The organism is Gilvimarinus xylanilyticus (assembly GCF_024195295.1).
GTDB lineage: Bacteria > Pseudomonadota > Gammaproteobacteria > Pseudomonadales > Cellvibrionaceae > Gilvimarinus > Gilvimarinus xylanilyticus.
In genome coordinates this window covers 912,762-934,232 of sequence record NZ_JAMFTH010000001.1, presented here as the reverse complement: position 1 = coordinate 934,232, position 21,471 = coordinate 912,762, and the positions used below count along the sequence as shown (strand labels likewise).

The window sequence follows — 21,471 nt, the reverse complement described above, 5'->3', positions numbered from 1 at the left end:
ACTATAATAGGCTGAGGATTACGCCGAGGAGGCGCACTTGGTTCAGCGCGCGATTACCAGAGCCATTCCAGGCCATGGTGCAGTGAATCGACCCCGAGAGTAAAGAGCACCAGGGCACAAAACCCCATAAATGCCAATGCCCTGGTGCGCCCACCAGTGGCCGGAATAGGCGCGAGCAAGGCCTGCACACGGGTGCGGGTGTGACAGCGGGCAAAAAAGCTGGCGTCCAGCGCATTGGCTTCGGGCTGCTGCAGGCGGGTAACATCCACGATGGTTTGGGCCACAAAGGTGGCATCGGCGCGCTGGCAGGCGGCGAGATCACAGGCCTTTTCATGACCGAGTTTTAGATCCTCGCGTAGACTGAGGCAAAAAGGTAACAGAGGCAAAAGCGCAAGGGTTGCCAGGAAAGTGCGCAGATTATCGGCGCGATACCGATGCGCATGCTCATGGGCGGCGACAACATCCAGCGCTCGGGGGCTTAACTCAGACAGCAACCCCTGGCTGACAAACAGACGGCAGCGCCAAAAACCCAGGGTAAACACTAAGGGCGCCGAGGTCGGCAGCACCCACCAATCACCCTCGCGGCGCGCGAGCATTAAAAGGTGGCGCGCTTTGCGGTGGGCTTGCCAGCTGCGCCACAAGGTATAAATGGCGAGTACTCCCCAGGCGCTTAGGGCGGCGACCAGTAATACCAGGGGGTAAATAATATCTGGACGATGGGGCTGGCATTCATCCCCATGACAGTGAGGTTGCACCCACAGCCCCCCTGCTCCGCCATTTACCGCCCAGACCAGCAAGCCGCTTAACGCCCAGGGCAAAACGTAGAGCGCCAAGCGCACCACCGCACCATCGGCCGGGTGCAATCGCTCAAGTGCCGGGCGCAGCAAGGGGTATAGCAACCGCAGCCCAATTAACAACAGCGTCCACACCAGCAGCCATTGACTGAGCGCTTCCAGGGCGAGAGTCATGACTCCTCCCGCTGCTCGCGCTTGGCGGCGATCAGTTGTTCCAGTTCGCTTAGCGAATCGTCACTGATGCTATCGGCAAAGTCGACAAAACCACTCAAAATAGGCGATAAGGTCCCAGTGTGAACCTTGGCGATAACTCCGCCCAAGAGCTTGCCTAGGAACTCGCCGCGATCCAGTGCGGGGCGATAAAAATACGCGCGGCCACGTTTCTCGCGCTGCAACAACTGCTTGCGAAACAAGCGCTCCAGGGTCGACTGTACCGTATTAAGGCTCAGGGATCGGCCCTGGGGCAACGCCGCGAAAATAGTTTTCACATCCTGCTCCGGGCACTCCCACAGCAGACGTAACACCGAGAGCTCCAGCTCTCCGAGTTGTGGCAAGGTGTTACTTAGTGATCGACTTTTCATCCGTTCGCCCAAAACCGATTATCACGCGGTTTTCATCGCCTTTTACTTCAAATTAAATATTTTCTCTAACGCGCTGAATTATATATGTTTTTTTGCCTTAGTGGTAATGCAAAGCGCGCTGCGGCGCCGTTTACCGTAAGCCATGGATAAAATATCGCGTTTTTCTGCGGCGCTGCTGAATCCATTAAAAAGTCTGCGCCGTAGCGTGATTAGGTTTTAAACAAAAAGGAAGCGTCATGAGTCGGCAAAGAGCTATTTACGTGGGCATTATCAGTGCGATGGCCATTAGCCCCTGGGCTAGCGCCCACCCCGTTATCGAAGAGATTAATGTGTCGGGCCAGCGCACCAACCTGATTGGCAAAAGTATGTCTGCATCGCAAGGCATGGTGTCTCAGGCCGATATCGAAGTGCGGGCCATGTTGCGCGTGGGCGAAATTCTAGAGCTAGTACCGGGCATGGTGGTAACCCAACACAGCGGCACGGGCAAGGCCAACCAGTATTTTCTGCGCGGCTTTAACCTCGACCATGGTACCGACTTTTCCACCGCCTATGACGGTATGCCGGTCAATATGCGCACCCATGGTCACGGTCAGGGTTACACCGATATAAACTTTATTATCCCCGAAGTGGTGGGCACGCTCTACTACCAAAAAGGCCCCTACTATGCCGATGTGGGCGACTTTAGCGGTGCGGGAGCGGCGAATATTAAAAGCTTACGCAAGCGCAATCAAGGCATGGTGCAATTAACCGCTGGTGAAGACCAATACCAAAGGCTGCTTGCGACCGACAGCGTCAACACCGGCGCCACCGATGTGTTGTGGGCGCTTGAGTACACAGCCTACGAAGGCCCCTGGAGCGATATTGATGAAGACTTAGACAAAATCAACGCGCAGTTAAAAGGCACCACCGACCTCTCTAACGGCACCTTCCGCTGGGGTGTGATGGCCTACGACAACCAATGGAATAGCGCCGATCAAATTCCCGCCCGCGCAGTGGCGCAAGGCATTATTGACGAGCTGGGCTCTATTGATACCACCACCGGCGGCGAGTCGCACCGCTACAGTGTGAACCTGGGCTTTGAAAATGAGCAGTGGTTGGTGGAGGCCTATGCCATAGATTACGGGATGAACCTCTGGTCAAACTTTACTTACTTTCTCGATGATCCCGAGCGCGGCGACCAGTTTGAACAGGTAGACGACCGGCAAATTTTCGGCGGCCAGGTGCGCTACACCATTAACTCCCGTTGGGCGGGTAAAACCGTACAAAACCGTTTTGGCTTGCAGACCCGCTTTGACGATATCGGCGAGGTCGGCCTTTACACCACAGAGCGCCGAGTGCACGATGGCGTGGTGCGCGCCGATGCGGTGGATGAGCTGAGCCTGGCGGCCTACTGGGATAACACCATTGAGTGGAGCGAGCGTTTTAAGACCGTTCTGGGCCTGCGCTACGATCAGTTTGAGTTTGAAGTGAACGATAAGGTCGGCGTTAACACGGCGGGCGTAAACCTCAGCCAAAACTCGGGCGACGCCTCAGACGGTATTGCCTCGGTTAAAGCCAGCGGTATTTTTACTCTGACAGATCACTGGGAAACCTATTTGTCCGCCGGCAGCGGTTATCACTCTAACGACGCCCGTGGCACCACGATTGTGATTGATCCCAACAATGGAGCAGCGGTTGATAGTGTCGACCCCTTGGTTCGTTCGCTAGGGGGTGAATGGGGGGTACGCGGTCACCTGGGGCACAACTTTAATGTTTCTGCGGCACTGTGGTATCTGACACTGGACAGTGAATTACTTTTTGTGGGTGACGCTGGCAATACCGAACCCAGCGATGAAAGTGAGCGCCGCGGTTTTGAGTTAACAGGCTACTACCGTTTAAACGATAGCTGGACCTTGGATTTGGAATACGCCTACACGGACGCCGAGTTTACCCACGAGCAACCGGGCCGGGAAATTCCAGGGGCCGTGAAGGATGTTGTGCAATTCGGGGTCAGCGGTAACTTTAGCAATGGCCTTTTTGGCAGCGCGCGACTGCGCTATTTCGGCCCGCGCCCTCTGGTAGAAACCGACGAGGTTGAATCCAGCTCATCGACCCTGGTTAACTTAAAAGCGGGGTACCACTTCGAGCCCTTCACCCTGAGCCTGGATGTACTCAACCTGCTCGACAGCGATGACCACGATATTGACTACTACTACGAGTCACAATTGGCGGGCGAAACAGAACCGGTGGAAGATGTGCATTACCACCCGCTGGAGCCTCGCACCCTGCGGGTATCGCTGGAAATGGCGTTTTAATCAAGGCCAGCGCCCAAATAAAAAAGCCAAGCCGGAACCGGCTTGGCTTTTTTACCGATAAACCGACATATTACTGGTTCACAATACGGCCTTTCATCGATTGTTCCTCAGTCATTTCCTGCTTCACAGCGCGCAGCAAACCACTGGACTGATGATAGCTGGCAGCGCTTGCCTCCAACTCCAAGGCAATGCCATTCGCTTGCTTGCGCACAATCTGGCCTTTTAAGGTGTAGACGGCATCGGCTAAATGAACCAATACCGTCAGGCTTTGATACAAACGATAGGGATCGGGGTTACTGCTGATAAAGACACCCAATAAGCTCAGGTTTTTGATACGACCCGCCGCCCGGTCACCGCAGGGGCTGATGATTTCCACGAGCAGATCGGTATTGGTACGGGGGCTTGCGCGATGTTCCATAAACTAATCCTCTGAAAAATGTGCGTCGGCAAAAGGCAAGTCGTGGCCCAGCCGGTCGTATAAATGAATTTCGTGACGTATTCGTAACGCTAAATTTTCGGGCACATCTGACCATTCAAAGCGCCAGTGCCAATTGTTATCCGTAGTGCCCGGCGTATTCATGCGGGCAGTGTTATCCAGGGTTAGAAAATCTTGCAGGGGGATAATAGCCATGCGGGCAACCGAGGCCAGCGCGGTTTTTATTAACAACCACGTATCCGGCGAAGGCGAGCCAAAATAATCATTAAGATAGTGATGCGATTCCTCGGACAAGCTTGTTAGCCAACCGTTAGTGGTGTCATTATCGTGGGTGCCGGTGTAGACGATATTGACCGGTTCGAAGTGATGCGGGGCATTAATATTCTCGGGGTTGCCATCAAACCCAAATTGCAATACCAGCATACCCGGTAACGCAAATTGTTTGCGCAGTACTTCAACCTCGTCGGTAATTAAGCCCAGGTTTTCAGCAACAATGGGCAAACTATGAAAATGCCGAAACAAACTGTCCAGCAACGCCGCCCCCGGCGCTTTCACCCATTCACCGCCTCGGGCATCCACACTATCGGCGGGTATTTCCCAATAGGCCTCAAGCCCGCGGAAATGATCAATGCGAATCAAATCAAACTGTTCCAGCTGCCCAGCAATACGTTCGCGCCACCAGGCGAAATCATCTCGCGCCATGGTGGTCCAGTCATAATGGGGGTTACCCCAGTGCTGCCCGGTTTCGGAAAAGTAATCGGGCGGCACCCCCGCCACGGTTAACGGTTTACCGGATGCATCCAGTTTAAACTGGTCCGGGTGCGCCCAGACATCAACGCTATCGAGCGCCACAAAAATAGGGATATCGCCAAACAACTGAACATTTAGCGACTTAGCTTGCGATCGCAGAGAACGCCACTGACAGTGAAACGCAAACTGTTCAAAGTGGGCCTGCTGTATATCGTTTTTATACTGCTCTTTTGCTTCGGCAAGGGCCTGAGTGTCGCGCTGGCGTAAAGGCGCTTCCCAATCTAACCATGATGCCCCACCCTGGGCTTTGCGAATGGCTAAAAACAAGGCAAAATCATTCAACCAATGGGACTGGTCTTGTAGAAACTGGCTGAAGTCCTCCCGCAACAATTTACCGTTTGCGCTGTTTATATAACGATAAAAGGCCTCGCAGGCGGCCACGCGCACCTGCGCCAAATGACCAAAGTCGATGTTATCGGGCAGAGTCTCCAGCCCTAACGCGTCCGCCTGAACCCAGCCCCAGTCGGCAAGGGTTTGCAGGCAAATTAACTCCGGGTTACCCGCGTGAGCCGACCACGACTGATACGGCGAACGGTCACCATGGGTGGGCCCGGTAGGCAACATTTGCCATACGTTTAAGCCGGCATCACTCAAAAAACGCAGAAACTGATGCGCGCCGTCGCCTAAGTTTCCGCAGGGTAACGCACGTCCGCCGAGTCGTGCCGCAGGCAGAGAGGTCGGATGAAGTAAGCAACCCGCCGTGCGCCGATTAAATATGTCGGCAGGCTTCATGAATTCGCATCCGCATGGCCCTGACGCATTACCCCGCCATTGGCGGGAGTGCCACTGCCCAGGCTGATGGGAATATCAAGCTTGGCGGGGGCGTCTTTACCCATCAGCTGATACAAATTTTTAATATGCTGGCGGAACAGGTAGTCGAAGTCGCGCACGCTGTCTGAGGGGTTGTAATCGCCAAACCACCAGAACCAGTCACTGCCCTCACACAACGCCAGTTGCTCGGTGGCAAGCCTTAACGCGTCGCCCTGTAAAGCGCCCGCTTCAATCACCTCGTCAAAATCGGTTTTTGCCTGACAGAGAATATCCCAGGCTTTGTTTTTTTCCACATGGGCAATCCAGGTAGAAAATGTGCCGTACACCCAGCTACCGGCGCAGAGCCCGTTTAACGTTTCAGGCGTGGGCTGGCTGTCTAAAAATTCACTGTAGGTGGTGGTGTATAACCTCGGGTGATCGGCCAACCGGGCGTAGAGGGCATCGAGAAAGTAGTAAGCGTTTTCGGGGTAATATTCCCAGGCGTTTTCGCCGTCCATAACGATAGAGATAACACAGCTTTGGGGGTCGCTGGCACTGTCGGCGATATTCTCCAGGTGGTGTAAAAAATCCCCCACCGCGTCATCGGCGTGCCAGTTGGCGTATTCAAAGCCTATTTTATCGGACAAACCATCGTCGCGGAAAAAAATGTTTACCGATTTATCGGCTACCGCGAAAGCGCGATGACGCCGATCCGGCTGCTCCTTTAAAGCCTGGGCGGCCGCTTCATTCTGGGATTTTTGTAGACTGTTGTGCATCACTGAATCACCGGTCGCGGTCCAGCGAAAACCGGCTTTGGCTAAACTGTCGAGCGCGCCGTCGCTGACCGCCCCTTCCGAGGCCCAGCAGCCCTGGGGTTTAAAACCAAAATGCGATTCAAATACCTCCAGCCCTTTTTGCAGATGCCAGTGGGCGCGTTGGTCGCCATCGGGATAGTGAGACGCAGCGGGCAAAGGTGCGTCGGGCATTGCCTCACGGGTGGTATTAAAATCTTGCAGCAAGGGCAGAATCGGATGAGCGTAGGGGCTGGTGATAATCTCGGCCTGCCCACTGTCGGCCAAACGTTTATAGCGTGGCAACAGATCTGTCATAAGCTCGGCAATAATGGTTAGCAGCTCGCGGCGTTGCTCGTCGCTAAAACCCGTCCCCTGCTTTTGCAGTTGCTCGACTCGCGGGTCTTGGCGGCGCACGGTTTCACCCAGCCACCCCAGGTGATACCACATGGCCAAATCGGTCAAAAATTGCTGATTAAAGTAACAGGGTAAGTCGTCATCCTGACGCCAGGCGTCCAGCATATGCACCAGCTGACGAAAAGGGCTAAAACGTTCGATAATACGGTCGCGATTGGCGCGGGTGCATTTTTCCAGCAAATCCAGAAATTCGGGGCTGCCGGGGCTTGGGCGGTCGGCCTGAGTAAGCAAAGCCAGCACCGGATCTTTAATGGCCAGGCCCGAATTCAAGTTGGCCCTGAGTTGCCGGGCGTAGTCGTCCAGCTGTTCAATCAGAATCGGCACATAGTTAAACACGGCTTTACACCTGGGGTGCGCCTCTAAGTGGGCGGCCATGTCCACATAGTCTTTTAGGGCGTGCAAATATGTCCAGGGAAAATAATACTCGCCGGTCACGCAGTCGCGATAATCCGGTTGGTGCATGTGCCACAAAAAAACAACGGGAATTTTTGTGCCAGTGCTCATAATCTTGACCTCTAGTCTTGGTTGAGCATATCGGGCGTAACCAACACAACCCCTTCGGGAGATATATAAAATCGCTCGCGGTCGGCCTGCTCGTCGTAGCCTATTTCGGTATTCGCCGGAATAATGCAAGCGCGATCAATCAGCGCTTTTTTGATCTTGCAGTTACGCCCCACTTCAACGTTGGGAAACAATACCGAGTCGGTCACTTCACTGTAAGAGTTAATCCGCACCCGGGGAAATAGTAGCGAATGACGCACCGTGGCCCCCGAGACAATGCAACCGCCCGCCACCATGGAGTCAACTGCCATTCCTCGACGGCCACCGTCATCAAAAATAAACTTGGCCGGGGGAACATGCTCCTGATAAGTCCAAATAGGCCATTCGCCGTCGTATAAATCCAGCTCGGGGGTAATGCCCGTAAGCTCCAGGTTAGATTTCCACAGAGCATCCACTGTTCCCACATCGCGCCAGTAGGCTTCGCCACCGGAAACCGGATCTTTAAAGGGAAACGCCTGCACTTTACGCTTACCCAGAAGCGACGGAATAATGTCTTTACCAAAGTCGTGACTGGAGCCCTCAACGCTTTGATCGTTCTCTAGTTCGTTAAACAAAACATCGGTAGAAAAAACGTAAATACCCATCGAGGCTAAAGCGGTGCCGGGTTTTCCGGGTATGGATTCGGGGTTGGCGGGTTTTTCCCGAAACTCGGTAATGGAATAATCCTTGTCGACGGCCATCACCCCGAAGGCGCTCGCCTCTTCACAGGGAACCTCAATGCAACCCACGGTAATATCGGCACCGCTTTCCACGTGTGCCCCAAGCATGGTGCCATAGTCCATCTTATAGACATGGTCCCCGGCCAAAATTAAGACATAGCTGGGATCGTGGCGGCGAATAATATCCAGATTTTGCAATACCGCATCCGCTGTACCCGCGTACCAGGAGTCTCCCAGACGCTGTTGCGCGGGTATCAGTTCCACAAACTCTCCCAACTCGCCCCCCAAGAAACCCCAACCGCGTTGGATATGACGGTTTAACGAATGGGATTTGTATTGGGTAAGCACGCTAATCCGGCGAATGCCTGAGTTAACACAATTGGATAAAGGAAAGTCGATAATCCGGAATTTTCCGCCAAAGTGAACGGCGGGTTTTGCGCGCCAGCGAGTCAGATCTTTTAACCGAGTGCCCTGCCCGCCCGCCAAGACTAAAGCCAGGGTTTCGCGTGTCAGCCGACTGACAAAACGTCCCGATTTTGGTTTAGGCATTGTAAAAAGCTCCTTCTTAAATGTACGACCTATTATGCCGCCTCTTTTGCCGCGCAAGGCAAAAGTACTTCCTGCGATTCGTTGGGGTGGCAAAGGTGCCAACACAACCAGCAGTAATCAGACAGCAATATGAATGCCATAAAACTGTCACGGTTTAGCTTATAAACGTAAAGTGTGAAGGGGTAAAAAGACCGTTACGTGAATCGACGTACGGGACAACCATTCGCTGAGGGAGAATAAACCCTAGTAAAATAGGTATAGTGCAGAAGGTTAAAAAGGTAAAGGACAGCAAAGCCAAGCGCTGGCACCAAACGTGCAAAAGCATTATCGAATCGACCTTAAACAGTGCATCATTTAACGTTACTATAACGAGAGTGTGTTACGGTTTTGTGTTCAGCACCTAGGAAAAGGAATAAGCCTTATATGCCGCGCGCCAAAGGAAGTCACGTTTCACCCGCCATGCAACGAATCAGTGCAGCCACCCACCACGACCCTTTTGCGGTACTGGGTCGTCACGAGGATCAGCTGCTGATTTTTCTGCCCCATGCCAATGGCGCGGCGAGACTACAAACCGACACCCAAACCGTTGAGTTAAGTCATATCCCCAACACCGATTTTTACACGGCCGATGCCAGTAAAGTAAAGGACAGTCACTACCGGCTTAGTTGGACCAGCGCCGATGGACACAAGGTCAACAATCACGACCCCTACACCTTTGGCCCCCAGCTTTCGGAATTTGATTTACACCTTTTTAACGAAGGCCGCCACTGGCAGCTATACGATATGCTGGGCGCCCATATTAAAGAAGTGGATGGTATTCGCGGCGTGCGCTTTGCCACCTGGGCGCCCGGGGCCGAACGGGTTAGTGTGGTGGGCAACTTTAACCAGTGGGACGGTCGCGCCCACCCCATGCGCTCACGCGGTGGCTCGGGGGTGTGGGAGCTTTTTATCCCCGACTTGGATGTGGGCGAGCTTTATAAGTTTGAACTGCGCCAGCGCGAGACGGGCGCCGTGAGTGTCAAAACCGATCCCTACGGGCAGGCTTTTGAGTTGCGCCCCGCCACGGCGGCAAAGGTGACGGCGCCGGTCGATTACACCTGGCAAGACACCGACTGGATGACCCAGCGGGCCAACTGGGATTGGCAGCATGCCCCACTATCGGTCTATGAAGTGCATCTGGGATCGTGGAAACGCTCAAGCGACGGAGATTACCTAAACTATCGCGAGCTGGCCCACCAGTTGGTTGATTACGTGGCGCCTCTGGGGTTTACCCATATTGAGATTTTACCCGTGGTAGAGCATCCACTGGATGACTCATGGGGCTATCAATGCACCGGTTACTTTGCCCCCACCAGCCGCTTCGGCAACCCGGACGATTTTCGCTATTTTGTCGACTATTTACACCGCCACAATATAGGCGTGATTCTGGATTGGGTGCCCGCGCATTTTCCCAAGGATGAGTTTGCCCTGGCTAAGTTCGATGGCACCGCCCTATACGAACACCAAGACCCGCGCATGGGCGAGCACAAAGACTGGGGCACGTTAATTTTTAATTACGGTCGCAACGAAGTACGCAACTTTTTGATCGCCAGCGCCCTCTACTGGCTGAAAGAGTTTCACATCGATGGCTTACGGGTGGATGCCGTCGCCTCGATGCTGCACCTGGATTACTCTCGTGACGACGGCGATTGGATACCCAACCGCTACGGCGGCAACGAAAACCTTGAGGCCGTAGACTTTATTCGCGAGCTTAACGTGCAGTGCCACGGCCAAAGTCCCGGCGCCCTGGTCATTGCCGAAGAGAGCACCGCCTGGCCTCAGGTATCGGGCCCGGTGTATCTGGGCGGTTTGGGTTTCTCCCTCAAATGGAACATGGGCTGGATGCACGACTCGCTGCAGTACATGAGTAAAGACCCCATATTCCGCCAGTACCATCACGACAGCTTAACCTTTGGCATGATGTACGCCTACAGCGAGAACTTTCAATTGCCCTTCTCCCACGACGAAGTGGTGCACGGCAAGGGCAGCATGATCAATAAAATGCCCGGCGACTATTGGCAGAAGTTTGCCAACTTGCGCTTGCTTTACACCTACCAGTTTACCTACCCCGGCAGTAAGCTTTTGTTTATGGGGTGTGAATTCGGCCAGTGGAGTGAGTGGGCCGACAAAGGTCAGCTGGACTGGGCATTGTTGGATTTTGACTCACATGTGGGACTAAAACAAACCGTCGCCGATTTAAACCAGCTGTATCGCCATAACCCGGCGCTGCATCAGCAGAACTATCAACCCGAAGGTTTCTCGTGGGTGGACTGCCATGACAGCACCCAGTCGGTACTCAGCTATTTGCGTTGCGGCGGCGGCGAAGTGGCGGTGGTGGTGCTTAACTTTACCCCCCAACCCCGCGAGGGCTACCGCATTGGCGTCCCCCAACCGGGCTATTACCGCGAAGCGTTTAATTCCGACTCGGCGTTTTACGGGGGTAGCAACCTGGGTAATGGAGCCGGTTTACAGGCCGAGCCTATCCCCTGGATGAATCAACCCTTCAGTGTGGAAGTCACCCTGCCGCCGCTGGCCGGGATTGTTTTGCAACCGCTTGATACTACCGGCGAAGCATAGGCCTTTTTATGAAAGTACTGTTTGTTTGCAGCGAAGCCTACCCGTTAATTAAAACCGGCGGCCTGGGCGATGTCGGTGGCGCCCTGCCCCGCGCACTCTTAAAAGCCGGTGCCCAGGTGCGCCTGTTATTGCCCGCCTATAAATCATTACTGGCAAAGGCCAAAGAGCGCCGCGCCATCGCAATCTTTGCTTGTGACGGTAGCAAAGTCACATTGTGGCAAACTCGCCTGCCCGGCAGCCGGGTACTCACCTGGCTGGTGGACATTCCCGAGTTTTCCGAGCGAGACGGCGGCCCCTATGGCGACGACCAGGGCCAGGACTGGATAGACAACCCCAAACGCTTTTACATCCTAAGCCGGGTCGCGCAAATGCTTGCCTGTGGCGAAATCAACACCGACTTTAAGCCCGAGATCGTTCACTGCCACGACTGGCAAACCGGCCTGGTCCCCGCCCTGCTCCGCTACCATAACAGCTCTGTGGCTACAGTGTTTACCATTCACAACCTGGCGTACCGTGGCGTATTTAATTACGCCACCTTCGAGTACTTAAACCTACCGCCCGAATGGTGGCACTTTGAATCTTTAGAATTCTGGGATCACTTTTCCTATTTAAAAGCGGGGCTGGTCTACGCCGATAAAATCACCACCGTCAGCCCCAGCTACGCCGAAGAAATTCAAACCGAGGCTTTCGGCCACGGCTTTGAAGGATTACTCCAACACCGCCGGGCCGACTTGTCGGGTATTATCAACGGCATTGATACAGAAACCTGGAACCCCGGCGCCGATGACTATCTGGAACGCAAATACACCCGCCGCAGCATTAAGCGACGGGCGGAAAACAAGCAAGCACTGCAGCAACAACTGGGGCTACCGGTAGACCCGGAAATCCCACTGCTCGGGTTTGTCGGCCGCCTGGTAGAGCAAAAAGGCGTTAGCTTAATTCTAGAAGCCTTAACCCCCATGCTCGAGCGCAGCGAATGTCAACTAGTAGCCGTAGGCACCGGGCAAAAGGATTTAGAGGCAGGCTTGGCCGCACTCGCAGAGCGATTCCCCGACAAAGCCTCCGCCACCATCGGCTACAGCGAACCCCTGTCCCACCGGGTAGAGGCCGGTTGCGATATTTTTCTTATGCCCTCACTGTTCGAACCCTGCGGCCTCAACCAAATGTACAGCCAGCGCTATGGCGCGGTACCCGTGTGCCACTATGTGGGTGGCCTGCGCGATACCGTGATTAACTTCTGCCAAACCCAGCTAGACGCCTGGCGCCAGGGCTCACTAACGGTCGATGAAATCGATGAAACCGGTTTTTTGTTTAACCAGCCCACCGCCCCAGCCCTAACTACCTGCCTGGAACGCGCCCTAGCCTGCTACCACGAGCCCGAGTTGTGGCGCCGGCTGCAGTTAAACGGCATGCACACCGACTTTAGTTGGCAGCAGAGTTGCGAGGGGTATATGGAGCTTTATCGGGGGTTGTTGGAATAGCTGGTGAAAAGCGATACTTTTTAGCTAGGCAACGGTGCCCGAACTTTTATCTTAAATCAAAAGATAAAGATCCGGGGCTGGCAGTATTAGAAAAAAGTCGACTTTAAAGCTTACCAATAACGAATATAATACAATATATAACCAGCGAGAAAACCAAGTATAGACGATTGATCTTCTTCGATTTCACTTCATCATCTCTGCTGCCGGTCACTTCCAGGACCAGCTGGCGTAACAGGAAGGTGTAAAGCACATAATACATAAAAGGGATTACGTGAATGTAAAACGGAAAGCTGTCAATGTTCTTATCTGCAAAAGAAAGCAGTATACCCACTTCGCTGTACAAGCCAAATATACCGAGCGCTGCATTAATCAACATCCATTTGACCTCATCCCTACCGAAAATAGTCAAATAGAAAACCAAATAGACTAAAATTGCGAAACCACCGTGCATATACAAAAAGCTCGCGGGCGCCTCGAAAAAATAGGCCATCGCAAAACCCGAACCGCCAAAAATAAGCATATGAAACAGAAAGAACGGATAAACCTTCCAAGGGGAAATGTATGACCCCTTCGAATAGTGCTTTCCGTTTATGGTTATATTTCCATGCAGTATCAACTCTTGTTCCTTAATCTTCTAGTGAGCCATTCACGTTTAAAAAAGGGCAGCGCAGCTGGCATCCGCCAGAAGGCATCATGCGCGCTGAAATTGCGGGATTCATGCCTATTTTGAAATCTCTTATAAAATTCCAGACTCAATCGAGTGAGCGGTTTTCGCTCGATAGCATTGCTCTTCTGGACTCTTCTGCCTGAAGCATTAATTTTCGTCGCCGTGACCAAAATATGAATGCCCCAAAGGGTATTGAAGCCGAAATAATCCAAGGTGCAGCGGGTCCGGCAGAAAAGGCCGAGGCGCCTAAAAATTGAACACTTAAAACCTGGATTGCGTAGGCTCCATTTGTCCAATTTACTTGGATAGCCCCCACGCCCAACAGTATAAATATTATCCAAAGCCACTTTTTCTTTTGTATGGGGGTTCGAATGCAAACCACCAGCGTAACGATAATAAAAACCGGAACGGCAATAGCCAGAAAAAGAACAAAATATTGCAGAAGGCTTTTTGATGAGAGCGTGAAAGCGTTGATATTCCCCTGAGAATCATCGGTTTGGTAGACGTTGACGCCTGTGACCTCATAGTCACCCTCAACTTTTCTCAGAGCAGTGTTCGCAATATTCCAGCCGGTTTCAAACTCAAATTCAAAAGTAAAATTTCCTTGCCACTGGCCATTAAACACATTGACTTGAGAGCCGATTATTTTGACCGAGATCGGCTCACCCGGCCTAAAATAGTCCGCCATCTGATCGATTAGATCGTTGTCTAACTCAGGTTTTAATTCCGGACCCAATTTACTTTTAACATACTCGTAGTCTTTCGCCCTCACCTTGGATAGATATTCCCTGGCAAAATCGGACTCTTCTTTCGGTATCAGCTTTTCGCTAAGGTCCTCATAACTACAAGAAGCAACGAACAGCAATAGAATGGTTAAAGTCAGTATTCTAGTTATATTTTTCATAATTTCCCTAATTGAATAGTCCCGCCCGGCATGACGGCCCAAAGTTCTTTGAGGTTTTTAGATAAATTCGAATGCTTAGTTAAAGAATAACCTTACCTACTCTTTCGCTGTTTCATTCGATGTGAAATGTAAGGCCTGATCCTCACGCCATACAATTTGCCTAATGGATGACCGTCGGGGCTCTGCTTACCCTTACTCGCAGCCCAAAGGCTGGAGAGTTTCGTCGTAGACATCTTTGAGCCCAGCCTTATCTATGGCTATTAAGTTCAACCTCACAGTCTTCGTGATCGCATACTTAATCGGCAACTGATCTGGCCCTGTTATCGTATTGGTTGGATACTGATCATTAACACCCATGGAATACAAAACTTCATCCATTTCAGCATGCGGGAAACGGACATCTATTTCTAGCTCATTACATTCGAGCCCCAACATCTCTCCATCGCCTAACTTAACCTCAACAACAGGCCCAACACTTATCACTTGTACTTCAGTGATTTTTTCCTCGAAAACCTGACCATCTCCCATTTGAATATCAATTTTTATCTCATGCATCCCTACAGATAGGTTGCTGCCATCGTAGCTATCTCCCCTGCCAACGATCCCATCACGATCGGAGTGCCATAATATATTATCGACAGATGTTAGCTCTCCATCCACACCTCTTAACTGTACCGCCATATCTCCACCCACACCCGCCCTAAGAAAACTTGGGTTGGATAAAAACTTGATCACCTGAGGCTTCCGAATTGGCACATAAAGCTCATTTTCAGTAGTATCAATAGCGTGGCTGGCTCCATCGGATGCTATGACTCGAAAGGCCGACGAAGTAAAGCTCCCCGGAACAACATCTAAATCAACAGCGTATTGTGTTGCAGATGAATCATTAAGAGGTATGTTTTGCCATGATCCAGGCTCACCGGCATTATGGGAATATTCCAACGCATACTGAAGGCTATTGCCATCCATCGCGCCCGATGCACTCCACTCTAGTATTTGACCTTCACTCAATAGACCTTCAGGTTCATTCAAAAATTGCACAGAATATTTGTTTGGCACGATTTCATACTCGCATAGAAAATCCCCAGTCGTCGTATCCGATACCGTAATAGATCTAGCATTCCCATCATAAGGAATACTGATGCTATATGAATACGAATAGGAAACTTCGCTATTGTGAGAGAATTCATCTTCTATAGAAACGGGGCTAGGACTAAAATTTTCTTCAAAAAGGAGCTCTCCGCCAACACCAACAAGCAGAACCTTGTACTTCCCGCTATCATCCCAGTCACTGAATAGCGGAGAATGACTCCGAAAGGTGATTTCCTCAGCACAAACTGATTCGTTATTGTATATATAACCTGTAAAACTGTAAGACCCTTCAATTGAATCCAATTTCACTTCTCCGCAGAATTATATAAAAGGAAAATATCTACGATCAATGGGGTCCGATCAATGGGGCCAGAGTCGTTGGTTTCTCCAGTGCGACGATTTTCGATCGCCGTCGCGCTGTCTTGGATGCGCGGGTCTTCCGGTCTTCGACTCGAAATTGCGCTTAAACTGCTCGCTACCGAGCACCCATGCTCTATTTGTTGCATCTCGGATGCTTTGTAGCTCCCATTGAGGCATTCTGCCTTTAAATAGATCTCGGTAAGCAGACTGCCTTTCCGCGTGATTATCTCCCAATGCTACGTATTCTGGATGGGGCGTAATCAGTGAAATCGTCCTACCCGCCCCATTGTATTGGTAGCTAGACCAGATATATTGGCTTGCGTGCTTCACCATATTTGCGCGAACGGGGTTGAGTTCAATGTATCGATATACAGTAAACAGGTAGGTCTCAGAATCCACAAGAGTAGATTTATAGCGCCCCTCCCATAAAGTGCCTGTACGTTGATACGTATGATTGAAATACTGAACGTATCGCCGCCCCAATGCTTGCATCATGCGGCTTATGCCATCTTTATTTGCTGGTGTTGCAAGCAAGTGCACATGATTGGTCATTAGCACAAACGCATGTATGGCTACCTCGTAGCCATTCGCGGCATCTTCCAGATAGCGCAAATATGAGGCGCAATCATCATCGGCCAGAAAACACGCTTCACGATTGTTGCCCCGTTGAATAATGTGCTGTGGGCAACCTGCCAAGTAAGGGCGACGCAGTCGAGCCACTGGTTCCTCCCTGAACAAATACTGGATTCTATGATTATCTAGGAGCTTAGTTAAGCATCACCCCAAAATCAACGACTCTGACCCCATTGATCATTGGATAGATACTTCCTGGCAAAATCGGACTCTTCTTTCGGTATCAGCTTTTCGCTAAGGTCATCGTAACTACAAGAAGCAACGAACAGCGACAGAATGGTTAAAGTCAGTATTTTAATTATATTTTTCATAATTTCCCTAATTGAATAGTCCCGCCAAGCATGGCGGCTCACAGATCCTTGAGGCTTTTAGACAAACTTGATTTCTTGGTTAAAGAATAACCTCACCTACTCTGCCGCCGTTACACTCGATGTAAAATGTAAGGCTTGACCCTCGAGACCCGCTGACCCTCGAGACCCGCTCGCGCCTTATTTCAGAGGCTAATACGCCAATAATTTAATGTTTCCAGCTAATTAGGGGAGGCTTTCCGATGCACTGGAAATATTCTCTCTGTAGAGTTTAATAAACTCTCTGTTCAGTTCATCTATTGAATCAAATGACTCCAGCGTCAACTGATTCGAAATACTGGCATAGCCTTTATGACAAATTATGTTGTACTTGACCAGTTTCTCTTGGGATTCTATATAGGAGTTATATTTCTCTAATGTTTTAAATGCGCGCTCCAGACTAGTTTCATTTTTTCAACATTTATTTTTCCGGCTGAATTTCTCTTGAAGCTTTCAATTTCTTTTGTTAGCTCTACCTTTTTTTCTACTGCATACGAAAGGTCTTTTCTATTGAGGCTGGCCTCTTGAAAGCTTGAGTTGGAAGACAGGTGGCATTCATTCAACAAGGTTTGTTTGTGCTGGTGAACTTTATTCTGGCTCGAGGATAGAACCAAGTGCTGAAGCTGTTCATCTTGCTGGTACAGTAGGCGTGCCTGAAGCCAAATAGTGATAATAATCGCAACAAGCATAAAGAAGGAAATAGTCGTAGAGATAAAACCGCCAAAAAATGAACCGAAGTGCGCCCACTCATCCATTTCTGATGACAGATGAACACCAAACGTATCTCGATAGTAAAAGATTGATAGAAGGGCTGAAAAACCGACAACTCCCAGACTTATTGCTCCAAAAATAATATAGGGTACCTTAGCTGTGGATAGTGGTGTTTTTTTCATTGTCCATCCTTATGCTTAGTAACTAAGCGCTAGTCGACTAAACGATCAGCTCATAACCTGTTGGTTTTATGTAGACAAGCTTAATGTTAAGTCTTGTTGATTCTTGACCATCCCGGATATGAAAATATTATTTTAACAGGTCCAATTATCTAAAACAGGCTGACTACTCATCCTCTCATGATTCGAAAAATGCGTCCTGCACTCCATTTAAGGTAGAAAATAATTAAAGTGGAAGCAGGCAACCCTCTACAGGAAAGGGAAATTCATTTATGATAACTCCGTCCCCAGAAAAAGTAAGCGTAAGTGTTTATAGTCGCCGTACAATATTACTCTAGAGCAAGAAACGCAACTGCCCCGCTCTACCACGAAGCACCGCTCTTAGCCCCTCCCCTGCATCCAGCCGAGCGAAGGCCGATTTTAGGGGGTAAGCAAACAGGACGTTTGCGCAAGCATCGCCACGCCAGGGACGGCGAAATCGGCCGTAGCGAGGGAACCCGAAGGGCTGGATGCCGGGGTACGTTTTTTCCGTCCCTTTTTCGTCGCATTACAAAAAGGGACTCGCCCGCCCGGCGACTAAGGGCAAATAAAGAGTTACCGCCACCGGCGGCGCTATCCCTCTGGATACCGGCTCAAGGCCGGTATGACAATGCAGATGTTCGCACCACTCAACCGCTATAACTGACTAACTACCGATCCTCGTGCAAACGACCTTCAACATATTTATGAAGAATGCTAGCAACAAGTGTTTGATAAGGAATGCCCTCAATTAAAGCTCTTTTCTGCAACCCCCGAAGGTCCTTAGAGGAAAGCCTGATGTTAATGCGCGCATCTTTTTTAAACATAGCTTCGGCGTAGTCTTGATGTCGAGCTTTCCTGCCCTCATTGTCCGTTGACCGTTGTAACTTCCCTGCACCGAATGCCTCCAGAATTTCCTGTTCTTCTTTATCCAATCTACTCATTTCGGATCTCCCAAATAGGTTTTGGTCGCTTTGTGGCTCAGGATGATGATACATGAGCCATCACCTACTCGCCCAGCCAGCTACGAAGCACCGCTCTCGCCCTCCCCTGCATCCAGCCGAGCGAAGGCCGATTTTAGGGCGGTAAGTACGCATGGACGCGTACGCAAGCATCGCCACGCCAGGGACGGCGTGTCGATGCGGTCCCCTAAAATCGGCCGTAGCGAGGGCACCCAACGGGCTGAATGCCGGGGTGCGTTTTTTCCGTCCCTTTTTCGTCGCATTACAAAAAGGGACTCGCCCGCCCGGCGACTAAGGGCAAATAAAGAGATGCCGCCTCGGCGGCGCAATTTATCTAGATACCGGCTCAAGGCCGGACTTACGGCCAGCGGGAAAACCTAAATCCCCGCCCCACCCACATAATCCCTAGCAAACTGCCAAGCCACCCTCCCACTACGCGACCCCCGCGTCATACTCCACCGCAACGCCGCCGCACGAACCTCATCACTCCACTGCCCGCCTAAATGCTCCACCCAATACTCACAAGCGGCAAAGTACTCATCCTGCCGAAACGGATAAAAAGTAAGCAACAACCCAAACCGTTCCGACAGCGAGGTTTTCTCCTCCATGCTGTCGCCGGGGCGAATTTCCCCGTCGATTTGCTCTGTTTCCAGATTGTCACTCATTTTATGGGGCAGCAGATGGCGGCGGTTGCTGGTGGCGTAGAATAAAATATTATCGCCCGGGGCGCGGATGGAGCCATCCAGGGCCGACTTAAGGGCTTTGTAGTGGTGCTCGCCCTCTTCAAACGACAAATCATCGCAAAAAATAATAAAGCGCTCGGGGCGCTCCGCCAGAATGCTCAGCAGCTTGCCCAGGTCTTTTAAGTCGGGCTTGTCGATTTCAATCAGCTTGATCGCGTCTTTGTACCTGTACCAGCAGGCTTTAATCAGGGTGGATTTGCCTGTGCCCCGCGATCCCGTTAAGAGAATATTGTTGGCGGGCTTGCCCTCGGCGTATTGGGCGGTATTGCGCAGAATGGCCTCTTTCTGACGGTCGACGTTTTGTAATGCATCCAGCGGAATATGGTGAGGCTTGCCAACCGCCTCGAGATAGCCGCCTGCGGGGTGAGCGCACCAGTAAAAGGCGTCGGCGTTCCAGTCGGTGGCCGGTGGTGGCGTGGGAATAAAGTGATCAAGGCGATCCAAGAGTTGATCGACGCGGGTTAAAAGGTCGGACATGTCAGCCATACGGGGCTCCTGAGGGGAATCGGGCAATTTATGCCACCAATCTTACCATTTACCGACAATGGGTGATAAATTGGAGCGGCGGCCAATCCAATACAGATTTGCGCTATAGTTAATAGGCCCTGACATTTCTACGCGATACGTTTTATATGGAATTTACTGCAGAAGAAAAAGCCCTGATTATCCAGACGCTGAGCCAGCGCAAACAGTGGTTGGAGAAAAAGCTAACGGATGCGCCGAACGCCGCCAGCGAAGAAATGAACCGCCAGCTGGGAAGAGTGCTCGCTAAATTTACCGCCGAAGAGCACAAAGTCGAAACCGGCCCGCAAAGCCGCAAGGATGTGCGTATTTTACTGGTGGACGATGATGAGCCCAGCGCGAAAATGCTGGCCACCCAGCTGGAAGGCCTGGACTTTGACAACACCACCCTGGCTCACGATGGTCAGAGTGCGATTAAGCTACTGTACGACACTCCTCTGCCCTTTCATCTGGTGCTGTGCGACTGGAATATGCCGATTAAAAACGGCCTGGAGGTTCACGAAGCGATGGAAGCCTCAGAGCGATATGTGCACACGCCTTTTGTGATGTCCACCTCGGTCACTCAGGCCACTTTAATACGCGAAGCCATTGACCGGGGCATAAACGACTATTTGGCAAAGCCGATTTCCGAGCAGGCGCTGAAGCGAAAACTAAAGCGGTTTTTTCCCCAGCTTTTTTAAGGGCGCCGGTATCAATCCATAGCGTAAACGCGTGCTAGTCGTTTTTATCCGGCGGTCTTTGCGTCGCTTGCTGGGCCAGCAGCTGATCCACGGATTTTTGCAACTGTACCAGTTGCGCCTCTAGCTCGGAGCGGGCGGGCTGCTCGCCCTCCTCTTCGATTTGACGGGCGCGGTTTTCCGACTCGATCACATTCACCACAATGCCGATAATCATATTCAAAAAGGCAATGGCGGTTAAGAAGATAAAACTGACGTAGAACATCCAACTGAACGGATACTCGGCCATGGTTTCGTACATGACGTCGGTCCAGTCCTCGAACGTCATAATCCGAAACAGCGTCAGCATACTGATGGCGATATCGCCCCAGAGTACGTCGTTAACATCGGCGAAAAAGAAGCTGCCCACCGCGCCGTAGATATAAAAAATAATGAACATCAAAAGCGCCACATATCCCAGCTGCGGCAGTGCTTTAATCAGCGAGCTAAGCAGCATACGCAGCTCGGGAATAATGGACACCATCCGCAGCACCCGAAACACCCGAATCAGACGGCCGATAAGCGCCATATCACTGTCTTCGATGGGCACCAGACTGATCACCACAATTAAGGTGTCGAAAATATTCCAGCCGGATTTAAAAAAGTCGCGCTTGCGGGGCTCGCCGATAAAGCGAATGGTCACCTCAAACAAAAAGAACAGGGTGATCATCCAGTCGAGAACCACAATCACCTGAGACAGTAGCGGCGGTATATCGTAGGTTTTGGCGCCGATCACCAGGGCCGAGAAGACAATAATGCCCACCACAAAAAGCTCGAAGGCTTTGTTGCTGCGCAGGCGGTGAAACCGTGCCTGCAACGAGTTGGGGTCCAGGGGAATATCCGTCAGGTTAGAGTTCGAGCTCACTGAGTGTGTCCGG

17 protein-coding genes are annotated in these 21,471 nt (G+C 51.4%); 4 read left to right on the top strand and 13 right to left on the bottom strand.

Annotated elements, in window-relative coordinates:
• Positions 1–53: 53 nt before the first annotated feature.
• Both M6D89_RS03965 and M6D89_RS03960 read right to left on the bottom strand, forming a co-directional pair.
• The gene (locus M6D89_RS03965; protein ID WP_253966727.1) at positions 54–968 is read right to left on the bottom strand and encodes a M56 family metallopeptidase; all 915 of its coding nucleotides are present in this window, start codon (positions 966–968) and stop codon (positions 54–56) included.
• The gene (locus M6D89_RS03960) at positions 965–1,375 is read right to left on the bottom strand and encodes a BlaI/MecI/CopY family transcriptional regulator (protein ID WP_253966726.1); all 411 of its coding nucleotides are present in this window, start codon (positions 1,373–1,375) and stop codon (positions 965–967) included. Before M6D89_RS03960 ends, M6D89_RS03965 begins: the two co-directional genes overlap by 4 nt.
• A gap of 236 nt (positions 1,376–1,611) precedes the next feature.
• Between M6D89_RS03960 and M6D89_RS03955 the strand changes: the two genes are divergently transcribed.
• Positions 1,612–3,669, top strand: coding sequence for a TonB-dependent receptor (locus M6D89_RS03955; RefSeq protein WP_253966725.1), 2,058 nt, complete (start codon positions 1,612–1,614; stop codon positions 3,667–3,669).
• A gap of 70 nt (positions 3,670–3,739) precedes the next feature.
• Here M6D89_RS03955 and M6D89_RS03950 read toward each other — a convergent pair whose 3' ends face one another.
• The 4 genes from M6D89_RS03950 to glgC are packed head-to-tail and all read right to left on the bottom strand — an operon-like array spanning position 3,740 to position 8,642.
• Positions 3,740–4,087: a PilZ domain-containing protein gene (locus M6D89_RS03950; RefSeq protein WP_253966724.1), complete on the bottom strand. Its 348-nt coding sequence runs from the start codon at positions 4,085–4,087 to the stop codon at positions 3,740–3,742.
• Between the two features lie 3 nt (positions 4,088–4,090).
• Positions 4,091–5,647 carry a 4-alpha-glucanotransferase gene (gene malQ, locus M6D89_RS03945; RefSeq protein WP_253966723.1) on the bottom strand — a complete coding sequence of 519 codons (1,557 nt, stop codon included), beginning with the start codon at positions 5,645–5,647 and terminating at the stop codon, positions 4,091–4,093.
• Positions 5,644–7,377 (bottom strand): glycoside hydrolase family 57 protein, encoded by a 1,734-nt coding sequence (locus M6D89_RS03940; protein WP_253966722.1) that lies wholly within the window; start codon positions 7,375–7,377, stop codon positions 5,644–5,646. Before M6D89_RS03940 ends, malQ begins: the two co-directional genes overlap by 4 nt.
• 11 nt (positions 7,378–7,388) lie before the next feature.
• Positions 7,389–8,642, bottom strand: coding sequence for a glucose-1-phosphate adenylyltransferase (glgC, locus tag M6D89_RS03935; RefSeq protein WP_253966721.1), 1,254 nt, complete (start codon positions 8,640–8,642; stop codon positions 7,389–7,391).
• A 423-nt stretch (positions 8,643–9,065) separates the two neighbouring features.
• Between glgC and glgB the strand changes: the two genes are divergently transcribed.
• Both glgB and glgA read left to right on the top strand, forming a co-directional pair.
• Positions 9,066–11,258, top strand: a complete 2,193-nt coding sequence (glgB, locus tag M6D89_RS03930) for a 1,4-alpha-glucan branching protein GlgB (RefSeq protein WP_253966720.1) — start codon at positions 9,066–9,068, stop codon at positions 11,256–11,258.
• Between the two features lie 8 nt (positions 11,259–11,266).
• Positions 11,267–12,739, top strand: coding sequence for a glycogen synthase GlgA (gene glgA / locus M6D89_RS03925; RefSeq protein WP_253966719.1), 1,473 nt, complete (start codon positions 11,267–11,269; stop codon positions 12,737–12,739).
• Between the two features lie 752 nt (positions 12,740–13,491).
• On the opposite strand, the gene M6D89_RS03920 is transcribed toward glgA, so the two are convergent.
• The 6 genes from M6D89_RS03920 to M6D89_RS03895 form a co-directional block, all read right to left on the bottom strand.
• The gene (locus M6D89_RS03920; protein WP_253966718.1) at positions 13,492–14,310 is read right to left on the bottom strand and encodes a hypothetical protein; all 819 of its coding nucleotides are present in this window, start codon (positions 14,308–14,310) and stop codon (positions 13,492–13,494) included.
• Between the two features lie 192 nt (positions 14,311–14,502).
• Positions 14,503–15,705: a hypothetical protein gene (locus M6D89_RS03915; protein WP_253966717.1), complete on the bottom strand. Its 1,203-nt coding sequence runs from the start codon at positions 15,703–15,705 to the stop codon at positions 14,503–14,505.
• Between the two features lie 57 nt (positions 15,706–15,762).
• Complete coding sequence (locus M6D89_RS03910; RefSeq protein WP_253966716.1) at positions 15,763–16,482, bottom strand: transposase; 720 nt, start codon at positions 16,480–16,482, stop codon at positions 15,763–15,765.
• Between the two features lie 634 nt (positions 16,483–17,116).
• On the bottom strand, positions 17,117–17,635 hold the full coding sequence (locus M6D89_RS03905; RefSeq protein WP_253966715.1) for a hypothetical protein: 519 nt from the start codon (positions 17,633–17,635) through the stop codon (positions 17,117–17,119).
• A gap of 686 nt (positions 17,636–18,321) precedes the next feature.
• Positions 18,322–18,594: a hypothetical protein gene (locus tag M6D89_RS03900; RefSeq protein WP_253966714.1), complete on the bottom strand. Its 273-nt coding sequence runs from the start codon at positions 18,592–18,594 to the stop codon at positions 18,322–18,324.
• Between the two features lie 395 nt (positions 18,595–18,989).
• The gene (locus tag M6D89_RS03895; protein ID WP_253966713.1) at positions 18,990–19,841 is read right to left on the bottom strand and encodes an ATP-binding protein; all 852 of its coding nucleotides are present in this window, start codon (positions 19,839–19,841) and stop codon (positions 18,990–18,992) included.
• Positions 19,842–19,987: 146 nt separating this feature from the next.
• Here M6D89_RS03895 and M6D89_RS03890 point away from each other — a divergent pair, with 146 nt between their 5' ends.
• On the top strand, positions 19,988–20,557 hold the full coding sequence (locus M6D89_RS03890; protein ID WP_253966712.1) for a response regulator: 570 nt from the start codon (positions 19,988–19,990) through the stop codon (positions 20,555–20,557).
• Between the two features lie 34 nt (positions 20,558–20,591).
• Here the strand turns inward: M6D89_RS03890 and M6D89_RS03885 are convergent, their stop codons facing one another.
• The gene (locus M6D89_RS03885) at positions 20,592–21,425 is read right to left on the bottom strand and encodes an ion transporter (RefSeq protein WP_253967697.1); all 834 of its coding nucleotides are present in this window, start codon (positions 21,423–21,425) and stop codon (positions 20,592–20,594) included.
• Positions 21,426–21,471: the final 46 nt, after the last annotated feature.